Below are 23,222 nucleotides of genomic sequence, written 5' to 3'. Positions count from 1 at the left end.
CCGGAGGGCGCGGACGCCGGCTCAGGAGGAGGAGCGCACGACGAGCCGGGGGCGCAGCACGGAGCCGCCTCGGCCCTCCTCCGCCCCGCCGACGGCCAGGGCGACCGCGAGGGTGGCGCTCTCCCGGCCGAGCTCCTCGAGCGGCTGGTGGACCGTCGTCAGGGCGGGCCCCACGGCCGACGCGAGGGGGATGTCGTCGTAGCCGACGACGGCGACGTCGTCCGGCACGCCGATCCCCCGCTCGCGGAGCAGGCCGAGGGCCCCGACGGCCATGAGGTCGTTCTGCGCCAGCACGGCGTCGAGCCCCGGGACGCGCTCGAGCAGCGCGGCCGCGGCCCGCCGACCGCCCTCGGTCGTGTAGTCGCCCTCGACGACGGCCACCGACGGCTCGCCGGCGGGGGCCGGCCCGCCCGGTGCGCCGACCACGCCGCCCGCGGCGGCCACCGCGCGTCGTACGCCCTCGAGGCGGTCCTCGGCGCTCGGCATGTCGAGCGGGCCCGTGATGACGCCGAGCCTCCGGCGCCCCCGCCCGAGGACGTGCTCGGCCGCGGCGCGCGCGCCCGCGACGTTGTCGGTGTCGGCGCGGGGGACGTCCTCGGCGACGCCAGCGGGCGGCCGACCGACGAGGACCACGGGCACGCCGCGCTCGCGCAGCCGCTCGGGGGCGGTCTCACCCGCGTGCACGGAGAGGAAGATGGCGGCGTCCACGTGCCCGCCGGCCGCGAAGCGCACGAGCCGCGCGCGGTCGTCCTCGGAGGCCACGACGGCGAAGACGAGCTGCCGACGGCTGGCGGCGACGACGCGGTGCGCGCCCTTCAGCACGCTGGCGAAGAAGGGGTCGGAGAAGAAGCGCTCCTCCTGCTCGCAGACGACGAAGGCGACGGCGTCGCTGCGACGGGTGACGAGCGCTCGGGCCGCCGCGTTGGGCACGTAGGACAGCGACGCCGCCGCGGCGAGGACGCGCTCGCGCGCGTCGTCGCTGACCCGGGGCGAGCCGGTGAGGGCCCGACTGGCCGTGGCGCGCGAGACGCCCGCCGTCCGGGCGACCGCGTCCAGGGTCGCGGTCGTGCGGCCGGCCTCGGCGCTCACGCGGCACCTCCCTGCGTCAGCGGCTGCACCGGCCGAGTATGGGGCCGACGGGCGGGCCCGGGTGATCGGCCGGACGCCGTGGCGCCGTCTGCCGGCGGGGGACGACGACGACCCGGTGCGTCGCACCGGGCCGTCGTCGGAGGACGACCCGCGTCTCCGCGGGCGCCTCAGCGCTGGTCGCGGACCTGCTGGGCCTGGCCCTGGGCCTGGCCCTTGACGTCCTGGGCGCGGTCCTGGGCCTGGCCCTTGACGTCCTGCGCGCGGTCCTGGGCCTCGCCCCTGACCTCCTGCGCGCCGCCCTGGGCCGACTCCTTGACCGACTGCGCGGCGTCCTGCGCGGGCTCCCTGAGCTCCTGCGCCACGTCCTGCGCCTGGCCCTTGAGGTCGTCGACGAGGGGCTGCGCCTTCTGCTTGGCGCGCTCGGCGGCGTCCTGCTCCGTGCGGCTCGTGGGGATGAGGCCCGCCACGAGGAGGCCGGCGCCGAAGGCCACGAGGCCGGCGGCGAAGGGGTTGCCCCGGGTGCGGTCGGCGGCCTGGTGCGGGGCCGAGCTGACGGCGTCCCGCGCGCTGCCGGCCGCGGACCCGGCGCCGTCGCGGCCCGAGTGCGCCGCCGAGTGCGCCTGGTCGCGGGCGTCGTGGGCCGTGCCCATGACGCGCTCCTTGAGGTCGTTGGCGCGGCCCTTGGCCTTGTCCACCTGGCGGTGGGCCTGGGTGGAGGGGCTGGCCTCGTGGCCGAGCTCGTCGACGTCGCTGCTCAGCGACGCCCTGGTGCGCTCGATGTCGGCGCGGATCTCTTCCGGGCTCTGGCTCATCGGTTCTCCTCCTCGTGCCCCTTGACGGCGTTCGGGATCTTCTGCAGGGACTGCTGCGTCTGGGGCAGGCCCTTGGTCTTGCGGAGCTGGCCGCGGCCGACGACGGCCAGCACCGCGGCGAGCACGGCCCAGACGGCCGCAACGACCAGCGCGGACCAGCCGTGGCCGGTGGCCGTCCCCAGGCCCCACCACAGGGCGATCGAGAGGAACAGCAGGACGAAGTGCCCGGCGACGCCGGCGCCGCCGAGCATCCCGGCGCCCTTGCCCGCGTGGGCGGCGGACTCCTTGGCCTCCGCCTTCGCCAGGGCGATCTCCTGGCGGACGAGCGTGGACACGTCGGTCGTCACCGCGCTCATCAGCTCGCCCAACGACCGGTGGTCCTCCGCGCCCGCCGTGGGACGCCGGTCGAGGTGCTCCTCGACCGGGTGGGAGCCCTCGGCCCGGGCGCTCACAGCGCCCTCCCGCGGGCCCCGCCCGCCTCCCCGAGGGGAGCCCCGGCCGTGCCGGCGCCCTCGGCGGGCAGCCGGGTGCCGCGCGGCTCCACCTCGGCGGTGCCGTAGGCGGGCCCGCCGGTCGAGGAGGCCCCCGTCGAGGACGGACCGGTCGCCGTGGTGCCGCCCTGCGCGGAGCCGGCGCCGGAGTCGGAGCCGGAGTCCTTCAGCCCGCGGCCCAGGCGGCCGGCGAGGACGCCGGCGCCCGCGGCGAGGGCGAGGAAGGTACCCGGGCGGCGCGCGGCGAAGCGGCGGACGTCGTCCAGCAGCTGCGCGGGCTCGCGGTCCCCGAGCCAGCGGGCCGCGTCGTCGACCCGGTCGGCCGCCTGGCGCGCCAGGTCGGTGACCGGCCCCTGCTGGTCGCTGCCCTCGACCATGCCGCGCAGCTCGCCGGTCACGGCCGACAGCCCCTGGGCGGCCCGGCGCTGCTGCTCGCCGGCGTGCTGGGTCAGCTGCTCGCGACCCTCGGCGTACAGGTGACGGGCCTGCGACTTGGCCTCGTCGGCCGTCTCGCCGGCCTTCTGCTTCGCCGTGCCGGCGACCTCCTGGCCGGCCTCCTTCGCCGAACCGGCGACCTCCTGCCCGGCGCCCCTCGCCGAACCGGCGACCTCCTGCCCGGCGCCCTTCGCCGAACCGGCGACCTGCTGCCCGGCTCCGCGGGCCGCGTCGGCCCGGCTGGTGCTGCTGCCGTCGCCGGTCGTCGCCAGCGGCTCGGCGGTCGTGCGGTCGAACGGGTCGTCGGCGCGGTGCGCGGGCGACCCACCTGTGCTCTGGCTCATGGGAGCTCCCTCGGTGCGTCCGGCTCGCACGGCGCAGCCCGGGCGCACCCGCGCACCGCGCCCGAGGCGGGGACGGGGGTCGAGGAGGGCTCACGCCGGACGGGTCCGGGGCGACCAGTGGTCGGCCGTGGCGGAGCGCGCTGCTGCACCCCTCGGTGGCACGACCGTGCCGCACGAGGTCCCTGGGCGCACGTCGGAGGCGGCGGTCGGCCGCGGCGGGGACCGGACCCCGCCCTAGCGGGTGACGTCGACGCGGGCGGGCGTCGGTGGGCCGGTGGGCGGAGCGGGAGGTGCCGAGCCCGGGGGCGCCGTCCGCGGGCGCGGCGTGCGCGGCGGCTCGACCCCGCGCCCCGGCGCCCCGACCCCCGGGGCTGCGCTCCCCTCCGCGACCGGCTCCCGCACGGCCGCACCGCCCGCCTCTATCTCGGGCGCCTCGGCACCGGGAGCGCAGGGCCGGTGGAGCAGGTAGCCCTGGACGGCGTCGCACGAGGCCGCCCGCAGGGCGTCGAGCTGGGCGGGCGTCTCCACGCCTTCGGCGACCACCGCGAGGGAGAACGTGCGGGCGGCCCCGACGACGAGGCGCACGAGCTCCGCCGAGGCCGGGTCGTCGGCGGCCGCGAGGCTGCGGTCGACCTTGAGGACGTCGGCCGGCAGCCGGTGGAGCTGGGCGATCGACGTGAAGCCCGTCCCGAAGTCGTCGATGGCGACGCGCACCCCGAGCGCCCGCAGGGCGGCGAGGCGCTCGTGGGCGAGGGCGTGGTCGACGAGCACCGTCTCGGTGATCTCGACGACCAGGCGGTGCGGCTCCAGGCCCGAGCCCTCCAGGGCGTCCCGCACGTCCTGCAGCAGGTGGTGGCTGACGAGGTGCCGGCCCGAGACGTTGACGGAGACGGTGCGCCCCGCGGCGGCGCCACCGCCCGCCGACCAGCGCGCCAGCTGCCGGGTCGCCTCGAGGAGCACGTACCGCCCGAGGTCGCAGACGAGCGACGAGCGCTCGGCCGCGGGCACGAACTCCGACGGCGGGAGGAGGCCGTGCCCGGGCCGCTGCCACCGCACGAGCGCCTCGTACCCGGTGACCCCCTCGGTGTCCCTGTCGGGGTCGAGACCGACGACGGCCTGGTAGCGGAGCACGAGCTCGCGCTCGCGCAGCGCGCGGGCGAGGGCCTCCTCGAGGTCGCGGGCGCCCGTGAGCCGCAGGCGCAGGTCGTCGTCGTAGAAGCCGACGCCTCCCCGCCCACCCGGCGCGGCGGGTCCTCCGACGGCGCCACGGCCCTCCTGCTTGGCCTGGTAGGCGGCGGCGTCGGCCTCGGCGAGCAGCTCCTCGCGCCCCGCCGTCCCGCCGGCCGTGCGGGCCACGCCCACGCTGGCGCCGACGGCGACCTCGGTGCCCGCGAAGGCCACCGGGGCGGACGCGTCGTCGACGAGCGCCTCGGCCAGCCCGAGCAGCCCCGCGTCGTCGGCGTCCTCGACGACGACGAGGAACTCGTCCCCGCCCAGGCGGCACACGGTGCCGCCGGCGGGCGCCCGCTCACGCATGCGGGCCGCCACCGCCCGCAGGACCGCGTCCCCGGCGGCGTGCCCGGCCGTGTCGTTGACCTGCTTGAAGCGGTCGAGGTCGACGAAGAGGAGGCCCACGACCCCGCCGTCGCGCCGGCTGCGCTCGAGCGCCCGGTCGAGCAGCTCCATCGCCCGGGCGCGGTTCGGCAGCTCGGTGAGGGAGTCGTGGGTGGCGCGGTGGGTGAGGTCCTCACGCAGGCGGTCGCGGTCGACCATGGCCTGCACGAGCTCGGTGACGGAGGCGTGCACGACGGTGCCGAGGGGCCCGGGCAGCGGCGTCGCGAGCACGGGGCTGCGCAGGTCGCCGGCGACGACGGCGCGCGCCTGCTCCTGCAGGCGGCGCAACGACGCGACGGTCGCGGCGAGCCCCTCCGCGACCACCCGCACCTCGCGCGGCCCGGAGACGACGACGGACGCGAGCTCGCCTCGGCCCACCTGCTGGGCGGCCGCGGCGAGCTCGCGCAGGGGACGCCCCAGCGCGACGCTCGTGCCCAGCACGGCCGCGCCCGTCAGCAGGCAGAGCAGCACCCCGCCCGCCGCGAGGACCACGACGTCGCGGCGGGCCGAGGCCGTCTCCCCGCGCGCCAGCTCGCCCGCACGGGCGCTGGTCGTCGCGGCCAGGGCGTCGAGCCCCGCCGATCGGCCCGTGAGGCGCGTGAGCAGGTCACGCACCTGAGCCGCGAGCCGGGCGTCACCGGGCGCGACGCCCACGCGCGCGGTGACGGCGGCCGCGCTCGCCCGCAGGCCGGTCGTCGTCGCCAGCAGCTCCTCGCTGCGCACCCGGACCCCGGGCGCGGGCGAGGAGCCCAGCACGTCGAGCGGCGCCGCGGACGCCCAGTCGGCGGCGGCGCGACCGGTGACAGGCCCCTGCGCGAGCACGAGCTCCTCGAGGACGTCGAGGGACTCGCCGGAGTCCGCGGCGACGGCCTCGGTGACCGTCCGGACCTCCAGCAGCGCGCCCGCGACCTCGGCGCCGACGCCGCCGGCGGCCGCCTCGTCGACCGCCAAGCGCTCGGCCCCGGCGAGCTGCGCCGTGAGGGCGGTGAAGCCGGGCGCCACCGCCGACCAGGGCACGGCGGCGTCGACGGCGGTCCGCAGGGGTGCGAGGTCGCGCGCTACGCCGACGGCCAGGTCGCCCGCCGCGGAGGCGGGGGCGACGGCGGCCAGGGCGGCGTCCGTGCGACGCCGCGCGACGGCCAGGTCGTCCTCGGGCAGGGCGGCGCGGAGGGCCCCCACGACACCGGGCCCCAGGCGCTCTCGGACACCGGCGTCGGACAGGTGGGTGCGGGCGGAGGAGAGGAAGGCCTCGCGGGCGAGGGCGCTGCGGGTCGCCCCGACCTGACCGGTGACGACGACCGCGGAGAGCGCGCTGCGGCTCGTGCGCTCGGTGCGCACCTGAGCGCCCACGAGGGCGGTCGTCGCGGCGAGGACGCCGAGCAGGGGGACGAGCGCGAGCACGACGAGCAGCGTGCTCAGCCGCGCGCCGCGCGCGCTGCCCCCTCCCGCCACCTCACCCGGATCGACCGCCGGGAGCGCACGCGGGAACGGCGCGGGTCCTGACCACCCGGACGGCGGAGCCCGCGTCCGGTACGCGCGTCAGGGAGGACGTGCCGCCTGCTGGCGCACGTGGTGCACCAGGAGGCACTCCTTCACCCCGAAGGCGCGCAGGACCCTGGCGTCGGCGGCGGAGAAGCACGCCCGCACGGCGGCGGTCGGCACGACCTCGGGCCGGTCGACGTCGTGGCGCACGCCGTCCCGGACGACCACGGCCGAGCCGCTCGCCAGCACGTTGCGCACCCAGTCCGCCCCGTGGCCGTAGGGCAGGGGGACGACGAGGCCGCCGTCCACCGGCGTCGCGCCGACGGGCGTGCGGCGGGCAGCGCCGGTGCGCCGCCCCACGTGCTCGACGACGGAGGCCCAGGCGCCCGGACCACCCGCCACCCGCAGCTGCCGCGGGTTGGTGACGTCGCGGTTGAAGCGGCGGACGGCCCGGACGACGTGCGGCTCCCGCATGCGGAGCCCCACGACGACGACGAGCGGCGACAGAACCAGCGCCGCGGACGCGACCACGACGGCGGTGCGCCTCATCTCCGACCTCCTCGTCGGGTGCGCGCCCGGCGCGGGCGCGGGCGCCGAGCGTACCGTCGGCCCGTGGACGACGACGAGCCGATGACGATGCCCTCGACCGCGGCGAGCGCCCTCGCCGAGGAGCTGGCCGCCTGCGGGCGCGACCTCGACAGCCTCGACCTCGCGACCGTCGCCGAGGCCCTCGGCCGGGTGCGCCGGGCGTCGGACGCCCTGCGCGAAGCCCTGCACGACCGGGGCTGGGGCACCGGCCTCGACGAGTGGGCGGCCTTCGACGAGCTGACGGGCGACGACGTCGCCGACGTCGACGACCTGCTCGAGGACGACGTCGAGGAGGACGACGAGCCGCTCGAGGGCGCCCGCTACAGCTGGCAGGCCCGCTACGACTTCGTCGTCACCGACCCGCAGGCGCTGCTGGCGCGGGCGCGCGCCCGCTCCCTCGAGGTGGACCCCGAGGTGGACCCCGACGAGGCGCTGGCCGAGCACGGCGGCCCGCTCGGCCTGCTCCTCCTGCTCGACGGCCCCCAGTTCCGCGACTACGACGAGCACGGCGCCGTCATGGCCTACGGCACCGACACCTTCGCCGAGGTGGACCGCACGCTCGACGAGATCGCGCGCGACGCGGGCGAGCAGACCTACCCGCTCGCCTGAGCGTCCGCCGCTCGGGCGGCGCGGCTACCGCGCGCGCGAGATGCCGGCGCTGTCGCGCCGGTCGCCGTCCCAGTCGCCGGCGAAGGCGTCGTCCGTGGCCCAGCCGTAGGCGGACGTGATGTCCGCGGGTCCGCCCGAGGCGCTGTCGCGGAGGTACCACGTGCCGCCGACGCGGACCCCGGGCGTGTCCCGGCCGTCGCCGTCCCAGTCACCGGCGAGCTTGTCGCCGCGGGAGGGGCCGTAGGCGAAGGCGCGGCTCGCCGGACCGCCGCCGTGGCGGTCGGTGAGGTACCAGCGCTGGCCGGACACCACGCCCGGGGTGTCGACGCCGTCCCCGTCCCAGTCCCCGACGACCTTCGCCGACCCGGGGAAGCCGTAGGAGTAGGTGAGGTCGGCGGGACCTCCGCTGAGGCGGTCGCGCAGGTACCACCCGCGGCCGGAGACGATGCCGATGCTGTCGCGCCCGTCGCCGTCCCAGTCCCCGACCACCAGCTCGCTGTCCGCCCAGCCGTAGCGGAAGGTGAGGACGTCCGTCCCCCGGGCGTCCCGGGCGATGTAGATGCGGTTCCCCTGGCGCTGGCCGGGGGTGTCGACGCCGTCGCCGTCCCAGTCCCCCGCGAAGTGCTCGTCGGCGCCCGTGCCGAACGGGAAGGGGCCGTCGTCGCGCTGCACCCGGTTGTCGTCGCTGAGGAAGCGCTGGGCCCGGTCCGCCACCGCCCGCACCGCGGGGGTGGCGACCTCGGCGAGCAGCCGCTCGGCCGTTCCCTGCGCCTCGTCGTAGCGGCTGGGGTAGGCCGACCGCTGGACCCCCTGCGCCAGCTGGCCGGCCGTCGAGCCCGCGTACCGGGGCTCGACGCGCTGGGCCTCGCGGAAGAAGGCGCGCGCCGCGTAGGTGACGTCGAGGATCTGCTCCGGCGTGCCCCACCCCTGGGAGGGGCGCTGCTGGAAGACGCCGAGGGAGTCGCGGTCGCCGCACGCCAGGTTGTGCATGTGGGACTCCACCCACCCGGCCTCGAACCCCGCGAGCATCACCTTGGCCGACACGCGCATCTCCGTGCCGACGCGGTGGACGGCGCGCGTGACGGCCAGGTCGCGCGTCGCCGGGACGGCGCAGGACGCCGCGAGCTCGGCGAGGGCCTGGTCGGGGCGCAGGGACGGCGGTGCGCCGGCGGGCTCCGCCGACGCCGGGGGGACCACCAACGACGCGGCGGCGAGGAGGGCTCCGGCGGCGGTGGCGGCTCGTCTCACTGGGGGCTCCCGGTGGCTGGAGGGCCGCACCAGCGCGGCCGGGTCACCCGGATGGTCGCAGACCGGTCACGACCGGACGCCCTCGGGTGACGGACCGGTCACGACCCGCCCCGTCGACGCGGGGCGCGGGTGCTCACGCTCCAGCGCGGAGCCCTCGACGTCCACGTGCGGCAGCAGGCGGTCGAGCCAGCGGGGAAGCCACCACGCGCCGCGGCCGACGAGGTGCATGACGGCGGGCACGAGCACGAGCCGGACGACGAAGGCGTCGAAGAGCACGCCCGTGGCCAGGCCGAAGCCGATGGGCTTCACCGCCGCGAGGTGGGAGAAGACGAAGCCCCCGAAGACCGAGACCATGATGATCGCCGCCGCGACGACGACGGGTCGCCCGGTCCGGAGCCCCACCATGACGGCGCGTCTCGCCGGCTCGCCGTGGACGTAGGCCTCGCGCATGCCGGAGACGACGAAGAGCTGGTAGTCCATCGCCAGCCCGAAGAGGATCCCGACGAGCAGCAGCGGCGCGAAGTTGAGGACCGGGCCCGGCGTCGTGACGCCGAAGACGTCCGCGAGCCAGCCCCACTGGTAGACGGCCGTGACGGCGCCCAGGGCGGCGAAGAGCGACAGGGCGAAGCCGGCCGTCGCGAGCACCGGCACGAGCAGCGAGCGGAAGACGACGACGAGGATCACGAGCGACAGCCCGATGACGATCGCCAGGTAGAGCGGCAGCACGTCGGCGAGCTTGTCCGAGATGTCGATGTTGCCGCTGGCGGCGCCCGCGACGCCCACCTCGACGTCGCCGTCGGCGCCCGCCGGCAGGGTGTCGACGGTCGGGCTGAGGGCCCGCAGGTCCTGGACCAGCTGCTCGGTGGAGGCGCTGGAGGGCCCGTCGCCGGGGACCACCTGGAAGGCGAAGAAGGACCGGTCGTCGGAGACCCCGGCCGGGGCGACGGCCACGACGTCGTCGAGGGCGGCCACCTGCCGGGCCACCTGCACCTGGGTGGCCAGCTCGTCGTCCTCCGCCACCGGCTCGGGCAGGTCCGCCGTCGCGACGAGCGGGCCGTTCTGCCCGGGGCCGAAGGCCTCGGCGGCCGCGGTGTAGGCCTGGTAGGCGGTGGTGTCCTCCGCCTCCTGCGCACCGCTCGGCAGCCCGAGGCGGATGGACAGCGCCGGCACGGCCACGACGAGCAGCGCGACGACGGGCAGCACGACGCCGACGACGGCCTTCGCCGTGCTCATCGGGCGGGCGGGGTCGACGTGGGCGGCCTCGTGGCGGCTCCCGCTGCGGCCGAGGACGCGGTGGCCGAGGAGCCCCAGCAGCGCGGGCGTGAAGCTCACCGCCATGAGGACGGCGACGAGGACGCAGACGGCGCCGACCGTGCCCATCGTCCCGAGGAAGCCGATGCCGGTGACGTTGAGGCCCAGCAGGGCGAGGAGCACGGTGGAGCCGGCGAAGACGACGGCGCTGCCGGCCGTGCCGTTGGCCAGGCCGATCGACTCGCGCACCTCGACGCCCTCGCGCAGCTGCCGCCGGTGCCGGTTGATGATGAAGAGCGAGTAGTCGATGCCGACGGCGAGGCCCAGCATGACGCCGAGGGCGGGCGTCACCGAGGCCATCTCCACGACGCCGGAGAAGGCCAGCGACGCGGTGACGCCGATGCCGACGCCCGTGAGCGAGGTGACGATCGGCAGCGCGGCCGGCAGCAGCCCGCGGAGCATGACGAGCAGGACGACGCCCGCGACGACGACGCCGATGACCTCGCCCGGCCCGAGGATGCCGTCCGTCGAGTTGGCGATCTCCGAGGAGAAGTCGACCTGCACGCCCGGCAGGCCGGCCTGCTCGAGGCTGTCGACGACGCCCGTCCGGACCTCCTCCGGCAGGGAGAACTGGTCCTGCGTGAACTGCACGACCGCGAGGGCCGTGGCGCCGTCCTGCGAGACGGTGCGGATGCCCGAGGACAGGCCGGCCAGCTCCTGGCCGAGCTCGAGCTGGCGCGCCTGCGCCTCCAGCTCGGCGCGGCCGTCGTCGAGCTGCTGCTGCTGGGCGTCCAGCTGCTCGCGCTGGGCGTCCAGCTGGTCCTGCTGCGCCTGGAGGTCGGGGGCGGCGCTCAGCGGCAGGCCCGCCTCCTCGAGCTGCTGCGCCGCCGCGTCGAGCTGGTCCTGGCCCGCCTCGAGCTGCTCGCGCCCGGCGTCGAGCTGCTCCTGACCGGACTCCAGCTCGGCGCGCCCCGCCTCGACCTGGTCGGCGCCGTCGGCCAGCTGCTGGCGCTGCTGCTCGATCTGGTCCTGCGTGGCGAAGGGGTCGACGGTGCTGGCGACGCCCTCGAGGCCGGCGACGTCGTCGAGGGCCGTGGCGACCGCCGCCTCCTGCTCCGCCGTGAAGGGCTGCCCGTCCTCGGTGCGGAGGACCACGGTGCCCGTGGCCCCGCTGGCGCCCGGCACCTCCTCGGCCAGCTGCGCGGCGACGCGGTCGGTCTCCGTGCCCGGGATGGAGAACGTCGAGACGAGGGTGCCGCCGAAGGCGAGGAAGGCGCCGACGCCGAGCGCCAGCACGGCGACCCAGGCGACGACGACGCGCCAGCCCAGGCGTGCCGCCGAGGTGCCGAGCCGGTGGAGCAGATGGGCCACGGTGGTGCCTTCCGAGCGCAGGGGCGGGGGCGCTCGCCGTCGAGCGGGTACGACGGTAAACGACACCTGTCGGGTAGACAACACGTGTCGTGCAGGGGGTCGCCCGGGTGCGACACTCCGGGCATGGACCCGCGCGTCGCCCGCACCCGGCAGGGCCTGCAGGAGGCCCTGCTGGCCCTCGCCCGCGAGCGGCCGCTGGACGAGATCACCGTCGCCGACGTCGCCGAGCGCGCCGGCGTCAACCGCAGCACCTACTACCAGCACTACGGCGACAAGGACACGCTGCTCGCCGACGCGCTCGACGCCGCCACCGCCGCCGCCGGCGAGCAGATCGGGACGCGGGCGGGCGCCGCGTCCGACGAGCCGGTGGCCTGGACGTCGCCGGGCGACCTCGCCCGGGCCCGCGCGGCGCTGCTCGCCTACCTCACCCACGTCGAGGAGAACGCCGACCTCTACCGCCGCGTCCTCGGGGAGCACGGCTCGGCGCTGGCGGCGGGGCGCGTGCGCCGCCGCGTCGAGTCCATCGTCGGCGACGCGCTGGTCGGCGGCGCCGAGGAGGTCCCCGGCGTCCCGCTGGCCGTGACGGCCGGGGCCATCTCGGGCCTGGCCCTCGGCGTCGTCACGGCCTGGGTCGAGCGGGCGCCGGACGCGTCCGCGGGCGAGGTCGCCGAGTGGCTCTGGCGGGTGCTCGACCACCAGGGGCTGCTGGGGGCGACCCCGCCCGCCTGATCGGCCGGCCCGGCGCGCCCGTCCGCCCCGCCCCGCCGGTCACGCGCGCGAGCGCTCCGGGGCCCGGGCCGTCGAGCCGCGCAGGACGAGCTCGGCGGTGAAGAGGACCTCCTGCAGCGGAGCCCGCCGGCCGGTGAGCTGCGTCATGAGGGCGTCCACGGCGGCCTCGGCCATCTCGGCGACGGGCTGGCGCAGCGTGGTCAGCGGCGGGTCGGTGTGCGCCATGAGCGGGGAGTCGTCGAAGCCCGTGACCGACACGTCGTCCGGGACCCGCAGCCCGCGCGACCGGACGGCCCGGACGGCGCCGAGCGCCATGACGTCGGACACGCACACGAGGCCGGTGCAGCCGGCGTCGACGAGAGCGCCCGCCGCGGCCCGCCCGCCCTCGACGGTGTGCGTCCCGACGGCGACCCGGCGGTCGGCGTCGGCCGGCGCCGCGCCGAGGTGCTCCGCGAGCGCCCGCCGGAAGCCCTCGGCCTTCAGCCGGTTCGGCACGAAGCGGTCCGGCCCGACGACGAGGCCGACCCGCTCGTGGCCGAGCTCGACGAGGTGGCGCACCGCGGCGGCGACCGCCCCGGCGTCGTCGACGGCGACGCTCGGCGCCGTGAGCGGGCGCCGCGTGCCGTTGACGAAGACGTGCGGCAGCCCGCGCGACCGCAGCCGTGCGTACCGCTCCTGGTCGGCCTCGAGGTCGGCGTGCGCGGCGCAGACGAAGACGACGCCGCGGACCTGGTGGTCGAGCAGCATCTGCACGTGCTCGTCCTCGGTGATGCCGCCGCCGGGCAGCGGGCACAGCGCGGGCACGTAGCGCTCGCGCGCCAGGAGGGTGCTCACCGCCTGCGCCATGGCCGGGAAGATCGGGTTGACGAGGTCGGGGATGACGACGCCGACCTGCCCCCGCGCGGCGCCGGGGCGCTCCGGGCGCGCGTAGCCGAGGTCGTCCATCGCCGTCATGACGGCCTGCCGGACGTCGGCCGCCACGCCGGGCCGGCCGTTGGCGACGCGCGACGCCGTCGCCACGCTCACGCCGACCCGGGCCGCGACGTCCTCGAGCCGCGCCCGTCCCGTGCTCCCCGTCGTCGTCGACGTCGTCATGGCGCTGCAAGTTACCGCAAAGCGTTGACGTGTGGTCGACGTCGTCCGTACTGTCCGGCTGCCCCCGGTGCGTCCCGCCCGGCCGGCCCCGCACACCGTCGTGCCCGGAGGTCCGCGTGCCCCGTCCGTCCCCGTCCCGCCCCGCCGCCCGGCCCGGCCCCGCCGCCCGCAGCGGCCCGGTCGCCCGCACAGGCCGCGGCCGTCGCCGGCCCGCGGCGCTCGCCGTCGGGTCCGCCGCCTCGCTGGCGACCGCCCTGCTGGTGCCCTCCGCCGCGCCGGCCCTCGCCGACCACACGCCGGCGCCTTCCCTCGTCACGCTCGTCGGCTCGCTCCAGGACGAGCTGGGCTGCCCCGGCGACTGGCAGCCCGACTGCGCGGCGACGGCGCTGCTGCCCGTCGACGGGCGGCCGGGCGTCTACCGCGCCACCTTCGACGTGCCCGCCGGCTCCTACGAGACGAAGGTGGCGGTCGGCGGCTCGTGGACGGAGAACTACGGCGCCGGCGGCGCCGCGGGCGGCGCGAACATCGGCCTGCAGGCGCCCGGGGGAGCGGTGACCTTCACCTACGACCACGCCACGCACCTGCTCACCGACGACCTGCCCGACGCGGTCGGCGGCCAGCAGGCCGCCCACTGGCTCTCGCGCGGGGTGGTGGCCTGGGACGCCGCGGCGGTCCCGGGCGCGGCGTCGTTCCGGCTCTACGGCGCGCGGGACGGCGGCCTCGCGGTCGAGGACGGCGCCGTGACCGGTGCGACGTCGTCGTACCTCCTGCGTCGCACCGGCGACGCGCTGCCGGCCGACCTGGCCGCGGCGTCGCCGCACCTGGCGCAGCTCGACCCGCTCGAGCTCCCGCGCTCGAGCCGCCCGCGGGTCGCCGACCTCCTGCGCGGCCAGCTGCTCGTCGCGGCGCTCGACGCCGACGGCCGCGTCCTCGCGACGACCGGCGTCCAGGTGCCCGGCGTGCTCGACGACGTCTACGCCGGTGCGGCCGACCGCGAGCTGGGCCTCACCTGGGGGCCCACCCGAGGAGGCGAGCGCGGGCGCGCCCACCGCCCGCACCTCGCGCTGTGGGCGCCGACGGCCCGGTCGGTGAGCCTGCACGTCTACGCCGACGGCTCCGGCGGCGAGCCGGTCGCCACGACCCGGATGGTCGCCGACCGCGACGGCGTGTGGCGCGCCCGCGGCGACGCCGCCTGGGAGGGGCGCTACTACCTCTACGAGGTGGAGGTCTTCGTGCCCGAGACGGGCCGGGTCGAGCGCAACCTCGTCACCGACCCCTACAGCGTCGGCCTGTCGACGAACAGCGAGCGCAGCCTCCTCGTGGACCTCGACGCCCCCGAGGTCACGCCGGAGGGGTGGGACGACGTGGCCGCGCCGCGGCCCGTCCGCCCGGAGGAGCTCTCGGTGTGGGAGCTGCACGTCCGCGACTTCTCCATCACCGACGAGACCGTCCCGGCCGAGCACCGGGGCACCTACAAGGCCTTCACCGACGCCGGCAGCGACGGCATGGCGCACCTGCGCGGCCTCGCCGACGCGGGGCTCAAGGCCGTGCACCTGCTGCCCGTCAACGACATCGCGACGATCGAGGAGGACGCCTCGCTGCGGCGCGAGCCGGCGTGCGACCTCGCCGCGCTGCCGCCGGACAGCCCCCAGCAGCAGGAGTGCGTGCTCGAGGTCGCCGGCGAGGACGGCTTCAACTGGGGCTACGACCCGCTCCACTACACGGTGCCCGAGGGCTCGTACTCGACCGACCCCGAGGACGCGACGCGCATCCTCGAGTTCCGCGAGATGGTCGCGGCGCTGCACGGCACGGGGCTGGGCGTCGTGCAGGACGTCGTCTACAACCACACCTCGAGCGCCGGGCAGGGCGGGGAGAACGACCTCGACCGCATCGTGCCGGGCTACTACCACCGCCTCGACCCGACGTCGGGCGCCGTCGAGACCTCGACGTGCTGCTCGAACACCGCTCCTGAGCACACGATGATGGGCAAGCTCGTCGTCGACTCGCTCGTCACGCTCGTGCGGACCTACCGGCTCGACGGCATCCGGTTCGACCTCATGGGTCACCACCCGAAGGCGAACATCCTCGACGTGCGCGCCGCGCTGGACGCTCTGACCCTCGAGCGGGACGGCGTCGACGGCTCCTCGGTCTACCTCTACGGGGAGGGCTGGGACTTCGGCGAGGTCGCCGGCGACGCCCGCTTCGTGCAGGCCACGCAGGCGAACATGGCCGGCACCGGCATCGGCACCTTCAACGACCGGCTGCGCGACGCCGTCCGCGGCGGCGGGCCCTTCGACGAGGACCCGCGCGTGCAGGGCTTCGCGTCCGGCCTGCTCACCGACCCCAACGGGGCGGCCGTCAACGGCACCGCCGACCAGCAGCGCGAGCGGCTCCTCCTGCTGCAGGACCAGATCCGCGTCGGCCTGACCGGCAACCTGCGGGACTACCGCTTCACCGACCGCACGGGCGCCGAGATCACGGGCGCCGACGTCGACTACAACGGGTCGCCGACCGGCTACACGGCCGACCCGCAGGAGGCGGTCACCTACGTCGAGGCCCACGACAACGAGACGCTGTACGACGCGCTGGCGCTGAAGCTGCCGCAGGGCACGCCCATGGCGGACCGGGTGCGCATGCAGACGCTGGGGCTCGCGACGACGGCCTACGGCCAGGGCGTCTCCTTCTGGCACGCCGGCGGCGAGCAGCTGCGGAGCAAGTCGCTGGACCGCAACAGCTACGACTCCGGCGACTGGTTCAACGTCCTCGACCACACCGGCACGGTGAACGGCTTCGGCCGCGGGCTGCCGCCGGCGCCCGACAACGAGGACAAGTGGCCGTACATGCGGCCGCTGCTCGCGGACCCGGCGCTGCGGCCGACGCCCGCGGACATCGCCGCGGCCCGCGCCCAGGCCGACCAGCTGCTGCAGGTCCGCACCAGCACACCGCTGTTCTCGCTCGGCACCGCCGAGCGCGTGCAGCAGAAGCTGTCCTTCCCGGGCAGCGGGGCCGGCCAGGCGCCGGGCGTCGTGACGGTGCTGGTCGACGACACGGTCGGCGACGACGTCGACCCCGACCTCGCCGGGCTGGTCGTCGTCCTCAACGCGACGCCGGACGCGGTTACGCAGGAGGTGCCCGTCGTCGGCGGCGGCTGGGAGCTGCACCCGGTGCTCGCGGGCGGCGCGGACGACGTCGTCCAGGGCGCGACGGCCGACGGCGGGACGCTCACGGTGCCGGCGCGGACGGCGGCGGTCTTCGTCGCCCGCTGAGCCCGTGCGAGAGCTGTGCGCCCAGGACGCGGAGGACCGCGACCTGGGCGCACAGCTCCGTCGTCGTCGGGTGGGTCAGGCCGAGCTGTCGCCGGACCGGCGCGCCGGCAGCCGCAGCGGCAGGTGCCCCGCCGTCCGGTGCTCGACGGCGTCGGCGCCCACCCCCTGCATGGAGGCGCCGTAGCGGGCGCTCAGCGGGGCCGCGCTCAGCCCGTGCAGGAAGATCGACAGGAGGATCGCCGTCGCGGCGACGACGAAGACCTCGTCGCCGCCCGGCACCCCGGCGTCCGCGATGATCACCGCGTAGACGATCGACGCCAGCCCCCGCGGGCCGGCCCACGCCACGAAGCCGACGGTCCGCGGCCTCAGGCCGCTGCCGAGGAGCGAGAGGCCCACGGCGACCGGTCGCACGAGCACGAGGCTGAGGACGGCGTAGACGAGGACCCGCCAGCTCAGCGCGCCGAGGACGTCGGCGACGACGACGGCGCCGAAGAGCAGGAAGGTGATCTGCGTCAGCAGCTGGCCCTCGGCCTCGGCGAACTCCGTGGTGCGGGGCAGGAGCGAGCGGGCGCTCGTGCCGACGACGAGGCCCGCGGCGAAGGCGGCGACGAAGCCGTTGCCGCCGAGGAGCTCGGCGCCGCCGTAGGCCAGCGCGGCGAGGGCGATGGTGGCGAGGCGCTGCGTGGTCTCCGTCGCCCAGTCGCGTCCGGCGCTCCACTCCAGCAGGCGCCCGCCGAGCCACCCGACGAGGGCCCCGACCCCCACGCCGAGCCCGACGAGCTGCAGCAGCAGGAGCACGTACCCGCCGACCGAGCCGGCGTCACGGGCGGCGAGGTCGAGCGCCACCGTGAGGAAGGGCACCGCCAGGCCGTCGTTGAGCCCGCTCTCGACGTTGAGGGTCTGCCGCACCCGCGCCGGGACGACGCTGCTGACGAAGGACTGGCCGAGGGCGGCGTCGGTGGGGGCGAGCGCGACGGCCAGCAGCGCCACCGCGGCCACCGGCAGGTCCGGCAGGAGCAGGACGCCCGCGCCGATCCCCGCGGCGATGGCGAGCGGCAGCCCGAGCCCGAGCAGCCGCAGGGCGGGACCGTGGTGGCACAGGACGGTGCGCAGGTCCATGCGCGAGGCGTCGGTGAAGAGGACGACGACGAGCGTGACCTCGGCGAGGACGCTGACGAGCTCGTCGTCGACCTGGAGGTCGAGCACGCCGAGGACCCCGGGCCCCAGGAGAAGCCCGAGGGCGGTGAAGACCATGGGCATCGTCACGACCGAGCCGCTGAGGCGGCCGGCCAGCAGCGAGAAGGTCAGCACCGCGAGGGCGACGACGACGACGTCGGACTCCACGGTCAGCTCCACCTCTCCACGCCGGTCAGGCCTGCCGGGCGACGCGCCCGGGGCGGCGACGAGGCTGGCAGGGGTCCGGGCCCGGGGCACGTCGGGCCCGGATCGCCGGCTCCCGGTGACGGCCGGGCGGTGCGTCCTCGCGGCGCGGTGGCCCGGTACCAGCCGAGCGCCACGAGCACGGCCAGCGCCAGGTCGACGACGTCGCCGCCGTGGGCCATGAGCTGGGCGCCGACCTCGGCGTCGCGGGGCTCGACGCCTGACGGCGGGACGGCGTAGAGGTGCTTCGCCAGGAGCGTGTGCGCCGCGACGTAGACGACGAGGACGCCTGCGCGCACGGCGACCGGCGCGCGGTGCGGGTCGGGGTCGACGCCGACGAGGGACGCCGCGAGGAGGTACCCGGCGAGCAGCACGTGCGCGTGCACGGCGACGTGCACCCAGGGCGAGGCGTGCATCGCCGGGAAGAGGGCCGTCGTGTAGAGCACCCACGCCCCGCCGCCGGCCAGCAGCGCCGCGACCGCGGGGTGGGCGAGGACCCGCACCGGAGGCCTCCGCAGCAGTCGCGCCAGCGCCCGGGCCCGGCGCACCGGCAGGGCGCGCAGCGCCAGGGTCACCGGCGCCCCGAGGGCGAGCAGGAGGGGGCCGAGCATCCCGAGCAGCAGGTGCGCGCCCATGTGCGCGGTGAAGCTGCCGTGCGCGGCTCGCGCCAGGGGGCCGACGAGGGCGGCGGCGACGCAGAGGAGGCCGCCGGCGAAGAGGGCCGTCCGCGCCGCGGGCCAGGGGCCCCGGCCCCGGGCGCTGCGCCGTCCGGCGCTGTGGAGCGCCCACACGAGGAGCACGACGGCGAGGGCGCCGAGCTCGACGGCCGCCCAGCCCGCGCCCGCGACGTCGAGCGCGCCGGCCGGGACAGCGCCGTGGTGGTCGCCCACCCCTCAGCCCGCCCGGCGCGGCGACCGGGCGGGGCGCGCTCGACGGAGCACGACGAGCCCGGCGACGAGGACGAGCACGGCCGAGCCGATCCACGCGACGTCGTAGACCCACAGGGCCGCGACGTCGTAGCGGACCTGGTGGATCCGCAGCAGCTTGTGGTCGACGACGCCGTCGACGAGCTGGAACCCGCCGACGCCCGCGAGCACCGCCCCGGTCCACCGCCGCCAGGGCACGGGCCCGCGGCGGCGGACGTCGAGCAGGAGGAAGACGCCCCACACCGACGCCGTCCACGCGGCGGCGTGGAAGAAGGCGTCCGAGGTGATCGACACGGCGGGCGTCGAGCGGTCGTAGAAGTGGTGCCACTGCAGGGCCAGGTGGAAGACGAGGAGGTCGACGAGCGACGCGGCCGCGCCCGCGCCGAGCAGGACGCCGGCGAGGACGGCGCGGCGGCCGGGGTCGGCGGGGCCGTCCCGGCGCGAGCGGCGGGCGGGCGGTGCGCCCGCGTCGTGAGCGGTGGCCATGGGGCCTCCCCGGTCGGGGGCGGGGCGCCGCGGGCTCGGGCGCCGTGACGGCATCCGACCACGGCGGGCGGACGAGCGGCGCCGCACGTCGACGCCGGGCGGCGTCGCCGGCGAGACCGACGGACGACGTCGTCCGTCGGCGCCGTCGCCCTCGTCCGTCGGTCCCGCCGCGCTCGTCCGCCCGCGACACACTCGTGCGGTGGACGACCCCGCGCGCCCGGCGTTCGTGCTGCACGACCACCGGCGCCCGACCCCCCACCTCGACCTGCGGCTCGAGGAGGGCGGCGTCCTGCGCTCGTGGGCGCTGCCGCGCGGGCTGCCGCAGCGGGCGGGGGAGCGGCGCCTGGCCGTCGCCGTGCCCGACCACGACCTCGACCACCTCGGCTACGAGGACGACGAGAAGTCGGTCGCCGACACCGGCTGGTGGGAGGAGCACAGCCGCGACGAGCGGCGCCTCCTGCTCACCCTCCACGGCCGGTCCGGGGCGCGCCGCTACGCGCTCGTCCGCACGCCCCGCGACTGGCTCCTCCTGCTGACGCGCGAGCAGCCCGCGGCGCCGTCCCCGGGCGGGTGACCGCGCGCGGCCCGGCTCGCCGACGGACCTCCCGCCCGGCACGATCATGCGGCCCGTCCCGCCCCTGTCGCCCCGCCCCCACCTGCCGCCCCACCCGTCCCCCGAGGAGCCCTGTGGCCGCCCGCACGACCGATCGCACGGCAGGCCGGGGCGCCGGCCGCGTCACCGTCCTCGCCCCCTCGCCCGAGCTGCGCGTCCTCGTCGAGCCCGCGCCGGACGGCACCACGGAGATCCACCTGCACACGGGCGGCCAGGGCGCGTGGGTCGGCCGGATGGCGCGCACCCTCGGCGCCGACGTCGAGCTGTGCCTGCCCCTCGGCGGCGAGTCCGGCGTCGCGCTGCGGGCGCTGCTCGAGGCGGAGGGGCTCCGCCTGTCCGTCGTCGACATCGGCGCGGACACGACGACGGTCGTCCTGGACCACCGCGGCGAGCGCGACGAGACGGACGCCGAGTCGGGTGACCGCGTCGCCGACGCCCCGAGCGCCCTCACCCGCCACGAGGTCGACGACCTCGTGACGGCGGTGCTCACCTCGGCGCTCGCCGGCGACGTCGTCGTGCTGGCGGGCAGCCAGCCCGCCGACCTGCTGCCGACGGACGTGTACGAGCGTCTCGCCCGCGACCTGCGGGCCCAGGGGCTGGTCGTCATCGCCGACCTCTCCGGCGCGCAGCTCGACGCCTCGCTCGCCGGCGGCGTCGACGTGCTCAAGGTCGCCCACGACGAGCTGCCCGGCGAGGAGGTGGCGCCGGACGACGTCGACGCGCTGCGCGCGGCGGCCCGCGAGCTGCAGGGGCGCGGGGCGCGGGCCGTCGTGGTCACGTGCTCGAGCGAGCCGGGCCTGCTCGTCACCGAGGACGGCGCCGCCCACCGGCTGCGGGCGCCGGACGTGACGCCGGCGCAGAAGCGGGGTTCCGGCGACGCCCTGTGCGGCGCCGTCGCCGCCCGCCTGGCGCAGGGCGCCGACCTGCTCGACGCCGTCCGCACCGCGACCGCCGCGGGCGTCGTGAGCGTCGCCCGCCAGGGGCACGGCACGGGGGACCGGGCCGCCGTCGAGGCCTTCGCCGAGCGGGTCGAGGTCGAGGCGCTGGGCTGACGCCGGTCGGACGGTGGCGGCGTAGCGTGCGGCGGTGCCGCTGACCACGCCGGACGGGCGCTACCTGGTGGTGCGCGGTCGCCTCTGGCGGTGCTCCGACCCCCGCCTGTCCCCGGAGCGGCGCGCCGCGCTGACGCAGGAGCTGATGTCGGCCCGCCGGGCGAAGGGCGCGGCGCTGCGCGCCGGGGACGACGCCGCTCGGGAGGCCGCCCGGGCGCGCGTGGACGCCGCCAAGCACGCCCTCGGCGAGCGGGGCCCGGTCTGGTGGGACGACGGCGCCCCCGACCTGACCCGGCACCTGGCCCGCACGACGTCCTACGCCGAGTGGTTCGCGGAGGTGGAGCGGGGCTGACCCCTCCGGCGGGCGCCCGGCGTCCCGCCACGCCCGCCGACGGGCGCGGCGGGACGCCGTCGACGTCCGGCTCAGCCCCGGCGCGAGCCCTTCCACAGGTCGATGCCCGCCTCGACGGCGTGCTGGTCGATGCGCTGCAGCTCGTCGTCGGAGAAGGAGAGGTTCCCCAGCGCGGCGACGTTCTGCTCGAGCTGCTCGACGCTGCTGGCGCCGATGACGAGCGACGTCATGCGCTCGTCGCGCAGCGCCCACGCCAGCGCCATCTGCGCCAGCGTCTGCCCGCGCTCCTGGGCCATCCCGTCGAGGGCGCGCACGTGCCGGAGCGCCTCGTCGGTGAGCAGGTCGGGCGAGAGGGACTTGCCCTGCGACGCCCGGGAGCCGGCGGGGACGCCGTCGAGGTACTTGCTCGTCAGCATGCCCTGGGCCAGCGGCGAGAAGGCGATGCACCCGGCGCCGACGTCGGCGAGCGCGTCGAGCAGCCCCTCGGTCTCGACCCAGCGGTTGAGCATCGAGTACGAGGGCTGGTGGATGAGCAGCGGGGTGCCGAGGTCGGCGAGGATCGCCGCGGCCCGCCGGGTGTCCTCGGGGCTGTAGGAGGAGATGCCCGCGTACAGCGCGCGGCCGGAGCGCACGGCGGTGTCGAGCGCCCCCATCGTCTCCTCCAGCGGCGTCGTGGGGTCGAAGCGGTGGCTGTAGAAGACGTCGACGTAGTCGAGGCCCATGCGCTCGAGGGACTGGTCGAGGCTGGCCAGGACGTACTTGCGGCCGCCGCCGCCCTGGCCGTAGGGGCCGGGCCACATGTCGTAGCCGGCCTTGCTCGAGATGACGAGCTCGTCGCGGTAGGGCGCGAGGTCCTCGGCGAAGATCCGCCCGAAGTTGGCCTCGGCGCTGCCGTAGGGCGGGCCGTAGTTGTTCGCGAGGTCGAAGTGCGTGATCCCGAGGTCGAGGGCGCGGCGCAGGACGGCGCGCTGGCGCTCCAGCGGGACGTCGTCGCCGAAGTTGTGCCACAGGCCGAGCGACAGCAGCGGCAGGTCGAGGCCGCTGCGCCCCGTCCGCCGGTAGGTCATCGCGTCGTAGCGGTCGTCGGCGGCGCGGTGGTGGTGGGCGGGGTCGGTCAGGCGGGGCACGTCGTCGTCCTCTCGGCGGGAGCAGCGGTCGCCCGACCCTAGGGCTGGCCGCCGACGACGCGCCGCGGCGAGCGCCGCGCCGCCAGCGGTGGACGCAGGACGCCGTCACGCGCGTCCTGGGTCCACCGCTGCGGGCGTCCCGCCGCGCGTCAGCCGTCGACGGCCTCGTCGCGCCCCGCGAGGCGCAGCACCGCCTCGAGGACGACGCCGTAGACGACGTGCGAGCCGGGCTCCCAGACGAGCGCGGCGCGGGGAAGCTCGCGCAACGGCGCCTGGAGCCCCGCGGCGGGGAGCGCGCTCGCGTGCGTGGCGCCGTAGAGGGCGAGCCCGAAGACGGCGCCGAGCCCGGCCCGGACAGACGGGATGCGCTGCGAGAGCGCGGTGTACAGCACGCCGGCGCCGAGGCCCATCCCCCAGTGGAGGGCCTGCGAGCCCTGCGTCCGCTGCTGCTCGCCCGCCCCCTCGCCCGTCGTACGGCGCAGGGCGGCGTCGACGAGCTCGGCGGGCGGCATCCGGTCGGGGTGGTCGGCGGGGTCGGCGCCCGAGCGGCGCTCGGCCGCGGGCGACGGCGGGAGCGCCCGCTCCGCCAGCGGCTGCAGCGCCCCCTCGGCGCGGGTCTTCGCGTAGGTGGCGGCGCCGCCGGCGACGACGCCGAGGGCGAGGGTGCGCAGCAGGTCGGCCATGCGGGCGAGCCTCGCCCGGGACCCGGGAGGTCGCCACTGCACGCCCCGCCGCGCCGGCGGGCGACGTGGCGGGCGGGGAGGACGCCCCCGGGAGCCGGGCCCCCCCGGTCAGCAGGTCCGTCAACGGCGGGGGCGCGGCCCGGGGGGACACCGCCCCCCGAAGCGCCGCGCCCCGAGGC

Annotated in this window: 19 protein-coding genes and 1 pseudogene; 6 read left to right on the top strand and 14 right to left on the bottom strand. The window is 77.4% G+C overall.

Going from position 1 to position 23,222, the window contains the following annotated elements:
* Nucleotides 1-21: 21 nt before the first annotated feature.
* The 6 genes from Q0789_RS15350 to Q0789_RS15325 all read right to left on the bottom strand — a co-directional run bounded on the left by Q0789_RS15350 (nucleotide 22) and on the right by Q0789_RS15325 (nucleotide 6,816).
* Nucleotides 22-1,089 (bottom strand): LacI family DNA-binding transcriptional regulator, encoded by a 1,068-nt coding sequence (locus tag Q0789_RS15350; protein WP_298806765.1) that lies wholly within the window; start codon nucleotides 1,087-1,089, stop codon nucleotides 22-24.
* A 167-nt stretch (nucleotides 1,090-1,256) separates the two neighbouring features.
* A complete protein-coding gene (locus Q0789_RS15345) occupies nucleotides 1,257-1,901 on the bottom strand; it encodes a DUF3618 domain-containing protein (protein WP_298806763.1) in 645 nt (214 codons plus the stop codon).
* Nucleotides 1,898-2,257 (bottom strand): phage holin family protein, encoded by a 360-nt coding sequence (locus Q0789_RS15340; RefSeq protein WP_366917757.1) that lies wholly within the window; start codon nucleotides 2,255-2,257, stop codon nucleotides 1,898-1,900. Before Q0789_RS15340 ends, Q0789_RS15345 begins: the two co-directional genes overlap by 4 nt.
* Before the next feature lie 92 nt (nucleotides 2,258-2,349).
* Nucleotides 2,350-3,171, bottom strand: a complete 822-nt coding sequence (locus Q0789_RS15335) for a hypothetical protein (protein WP_298806759.1) — start codon at nucleotides 3,169-3,171, stop codon at nucleotides 2,350-2,352.
* A gap of 234 nt (nucleotides 3,172-3,405) precedes the next feature.
* The gene (locus Q0789_RS15330; protein ID WP_298806757.1) at nucleotides 3,406-6,237 is read right to left on the bottom strand and encodes an EAL domain-containing protein; all 2,832 of its coding nucleotides are present in this window, start codon (nucleotides 6,235-6,237) and stop codon (nucleotides 3,406-3,408) included.
* Nucleotides 6,238-6,324: 87 nt separating this feature from the next.
* The gene (locus tag Q0789_RS15325; protein ID WP_298806755.1) at nucleotides 6,325-6,816 is read right to left on the bottom strand and encodes a nitroreductase family deazaflavin-dependent oxidoreductase; all 492 of its coding nucleotides are present in this window, start codon (nucleotides 6,814-6,816) and stop codon (nucleotides 6,325-6,327) included.
* A 63-nt stretch (nucleotides 6,817-6,879) separates the two neighbouring features.
* Here Q0789_RS15325 and Q0789_RS15320 point away from each other — a divergent pair, with 63 nt between their 5' ends.
* The gene (locus Q0789_RS15320) at nucleotides 6,880-7,464 is read left to right on the top strand and encodes a hypothetical protein (RefSeq protein ID WP_298806752.1); all 585 of its coding nucleotides are present in this window, start codon (nucleotides 6,880-6,882) and stop codon (nucleotides 7,462-7,464) included.
* A gap of 765 nt (nucleotides 7,465-8,229) precedes the next feature.
* On the opposite strand, the pseudogene Q0789_RS16775 reads toward Q0789_RS15320, so the two are convergent.
* Together Q0789_RS16775 and Q0789_RS15310 are read right to left on the bottom strand one after the other, a co-directional pair.
* Nucleotides 8,230-8,616: pseudogene (locus Q0789_RS16775) on the bottom strand (hypothetical protein); the annotation flags it as partial.
* A 162-nt stretch (nucleotides 8,617-8,778) separates the two neighbouring features.
* Nucleotides 8,779-11,334: an MMPL family transporter gene (locus tag Q0789_RS15310; protein ID WP_298806748.1), complete on the bottom strand. Its 2,556-nt coding sequence runs from the start codon at nucleotides 11,332-11,334 to the stop codon at nucleotides 8,779-8,781.
* Between the two features lie 123 nt (nucleotides 11,335-11,457).
* On the opposite strand from Q0789_RS15310, the gene Q0789_RS15305 reads away from it, so the two are divergent.
* On the top strand, nucleotides 11,458-12,063 hold the full coding sequence (locus Q0789_RS15305; RefSeq protein WP_298806746.1) for a TetR/AcrR family transcriptional regulator: 606 nt from the start codon (nucleotides 11,458-11,460) through the stop codon (nucleotides 12,061-12,063).
* Nucleotides 12,064-12,102: 39 nt separating this feature from the next.
* Here Q0789_RS15305 and Q0789_RS15300 read toward each other — a convergent pair whose 3' ends face one another.
* Nucleotides 12,103-13,158, bottom strand: a complete 1,056-nt coding sequence (locus Q0789_RS15300; RefSeq protein ID WP_298806744.1) for a LacI family DNA-binding transcriptional regulator — start codon at nucleotides 13,156-13,158, stop codon at nucleotides 12,103-12,105.
* A 116-nt stretch (nucleotides 13,159-13,274) separates the two neighbouring features.
* On the opposite strand from Q0789_RS15300, the gene pulA reads away from it, so the two are divergent.
* On the top strand, nucleotides 13,275-16,424 hold the full coding sequence (gene pulA / locus Q0789_RS15295) for a pullulanase-type alpha-1,6-glucosidase (protein WP_298806742.1): 3,150 nt from the start codon (nucleotides 13,275-13,277) through the stop codon (nucleotides 16,422-16,424).
* A gap of 75 nt (nucleotides 16,425-16,499) precedes the next feature.
* Here pulA and Q0789_RS15290 read toward each other — a convergent pair whose 3' ends face one another.
* From Q0789_RS15290 to Q0789_RS15280, 3 genes are read right to left on the bottom strand one after another with little or no spacing between them, the layout of a single operon-like run.
* Nucleotides 16,500-17,768: a cation:proton antiporter gene (locus Q0789_RS15290; RefSeq protein ID WP_298806740.1), complete on the bottom strand. Its 1,269-nt coding sequence runs from the start codon at nucleotides 17,766-17,768 to the stop codon at nucleotides 16,500-16,502.
* Nucleotides 17,769-17,770: 2 nt separating this feature from the next.
* Nucleotides 17,771-18,694 carry a cytochrome c oxidase assembly protein gene (locus tag Q0789_RS15285; RefSeq protein ID WP_298806738.1) on the bottom strand — a complete coding sequence of 308 codons (924 nt, stop codon included), beginning with the start codon at nucleotides 18,692-18,694 and terminating at the stop codon, nucleotides 17,771-17,773.
* Nucleotides 18,695-18,697: 3 nt separating this feature from the next.
* A complete protein-coding gene (locus tag Q0789_RS15280) occupies nucleotides 18,698-19,216 on the bottom strand; it encodes a DUF2243 domain-containing protein (protein ID WP_298806736.1) in 519 nt (172 codons plus the stop codon).
* 199 nt (nucleotides 19,217-19,415) lie between these two features.
* On the opposite strand from Q0789_RS15280, the gene Q0789_RS15275 reads away from it, so the two are divergent.
* From Q0789_RS15275 to Q0789_RS15265, 3 genes are all read left to right on the top strand, one after another.
* Nucleotides 19,416-19,790 (top strand): DNA polymerase ligase N-terminal domain-containing protein, encoded by a 375-nt coding sequence (locus Q0789_RS15275; protein ID WP_298806734.1) that lies wholly within the window; start codon nucleotides 19,416-19,418, stop codon nucleotides 19,788-19,790.
* A gap of 113 nt (nucleotides 19,791-19,903) precedes the next feature.
* Complete coding sequence (locus Q0789_RS15270) at nucleotides 19,904-20,881, top strand: 1-phosphofructokinase family hexose kinase (protein ID WP_298806732.1); 978 nt, start codon at nucleotides 19,904-19,906, stop codon at nucleotides 20,879-20,881.
* 34 nt (nucleotides 20,882-20,915) lie between these two features.
* On the top strand, nucleotides 20,916-21,233 hold the full coding sequence (locus Q0789_RS15265; RefSeq protein ID WP_298806730.1) for a hypothetical protein: 318 nt from the start codon (nucleotides 20,916-20,918) through the stop codon (nucleotides 21,231-21,233).
* 71 nt (nucleotides 21,234-21,304) lie between these two features.
* On the opposite strand, the gene mgrA is transcribed toward Q0789_RS15265, so the two are convergent.
* Entirely contained in the window at nucleotides 21,305-22,360 is a 1,056-nt protein-coding gene (gene mgrA, locus Q0789_RS15260) for an L-glyceraldehyde 3-phosphate reductase (RefSeq protein ID WP_298806727.1), read from the bottom strand.
* 149 nt (nucleotides 22,361-22,509) lie between these two features.
* Nucleotides 22,510-23,043, bottom strand: coding sequence for a DUF1440 domain-containing protein (locus tag Q0789_RS15255; RefSeq protein WP_298806724.1), 534 nt, complete (start codon nucleotides 23,041-23,043; stop codon nucleotides 22,510-22,512).
* Nucleotides 23,044-23,222: the final 179 nt, after the last annotated feature.

Origin of the sequence: uncultured Pseudokineococcus sp., from assembly GCF_947499845.1 — a bacterium.
Classification (GTDB): Bacteria; Actinomycetota; Actinomycetes; order Actinomycetales; family Quadrisphaeraceae; genus Pseudokineococcus.
This window is presented reverse-complemented; position numbering and strand designations above follow the sequence as displayed.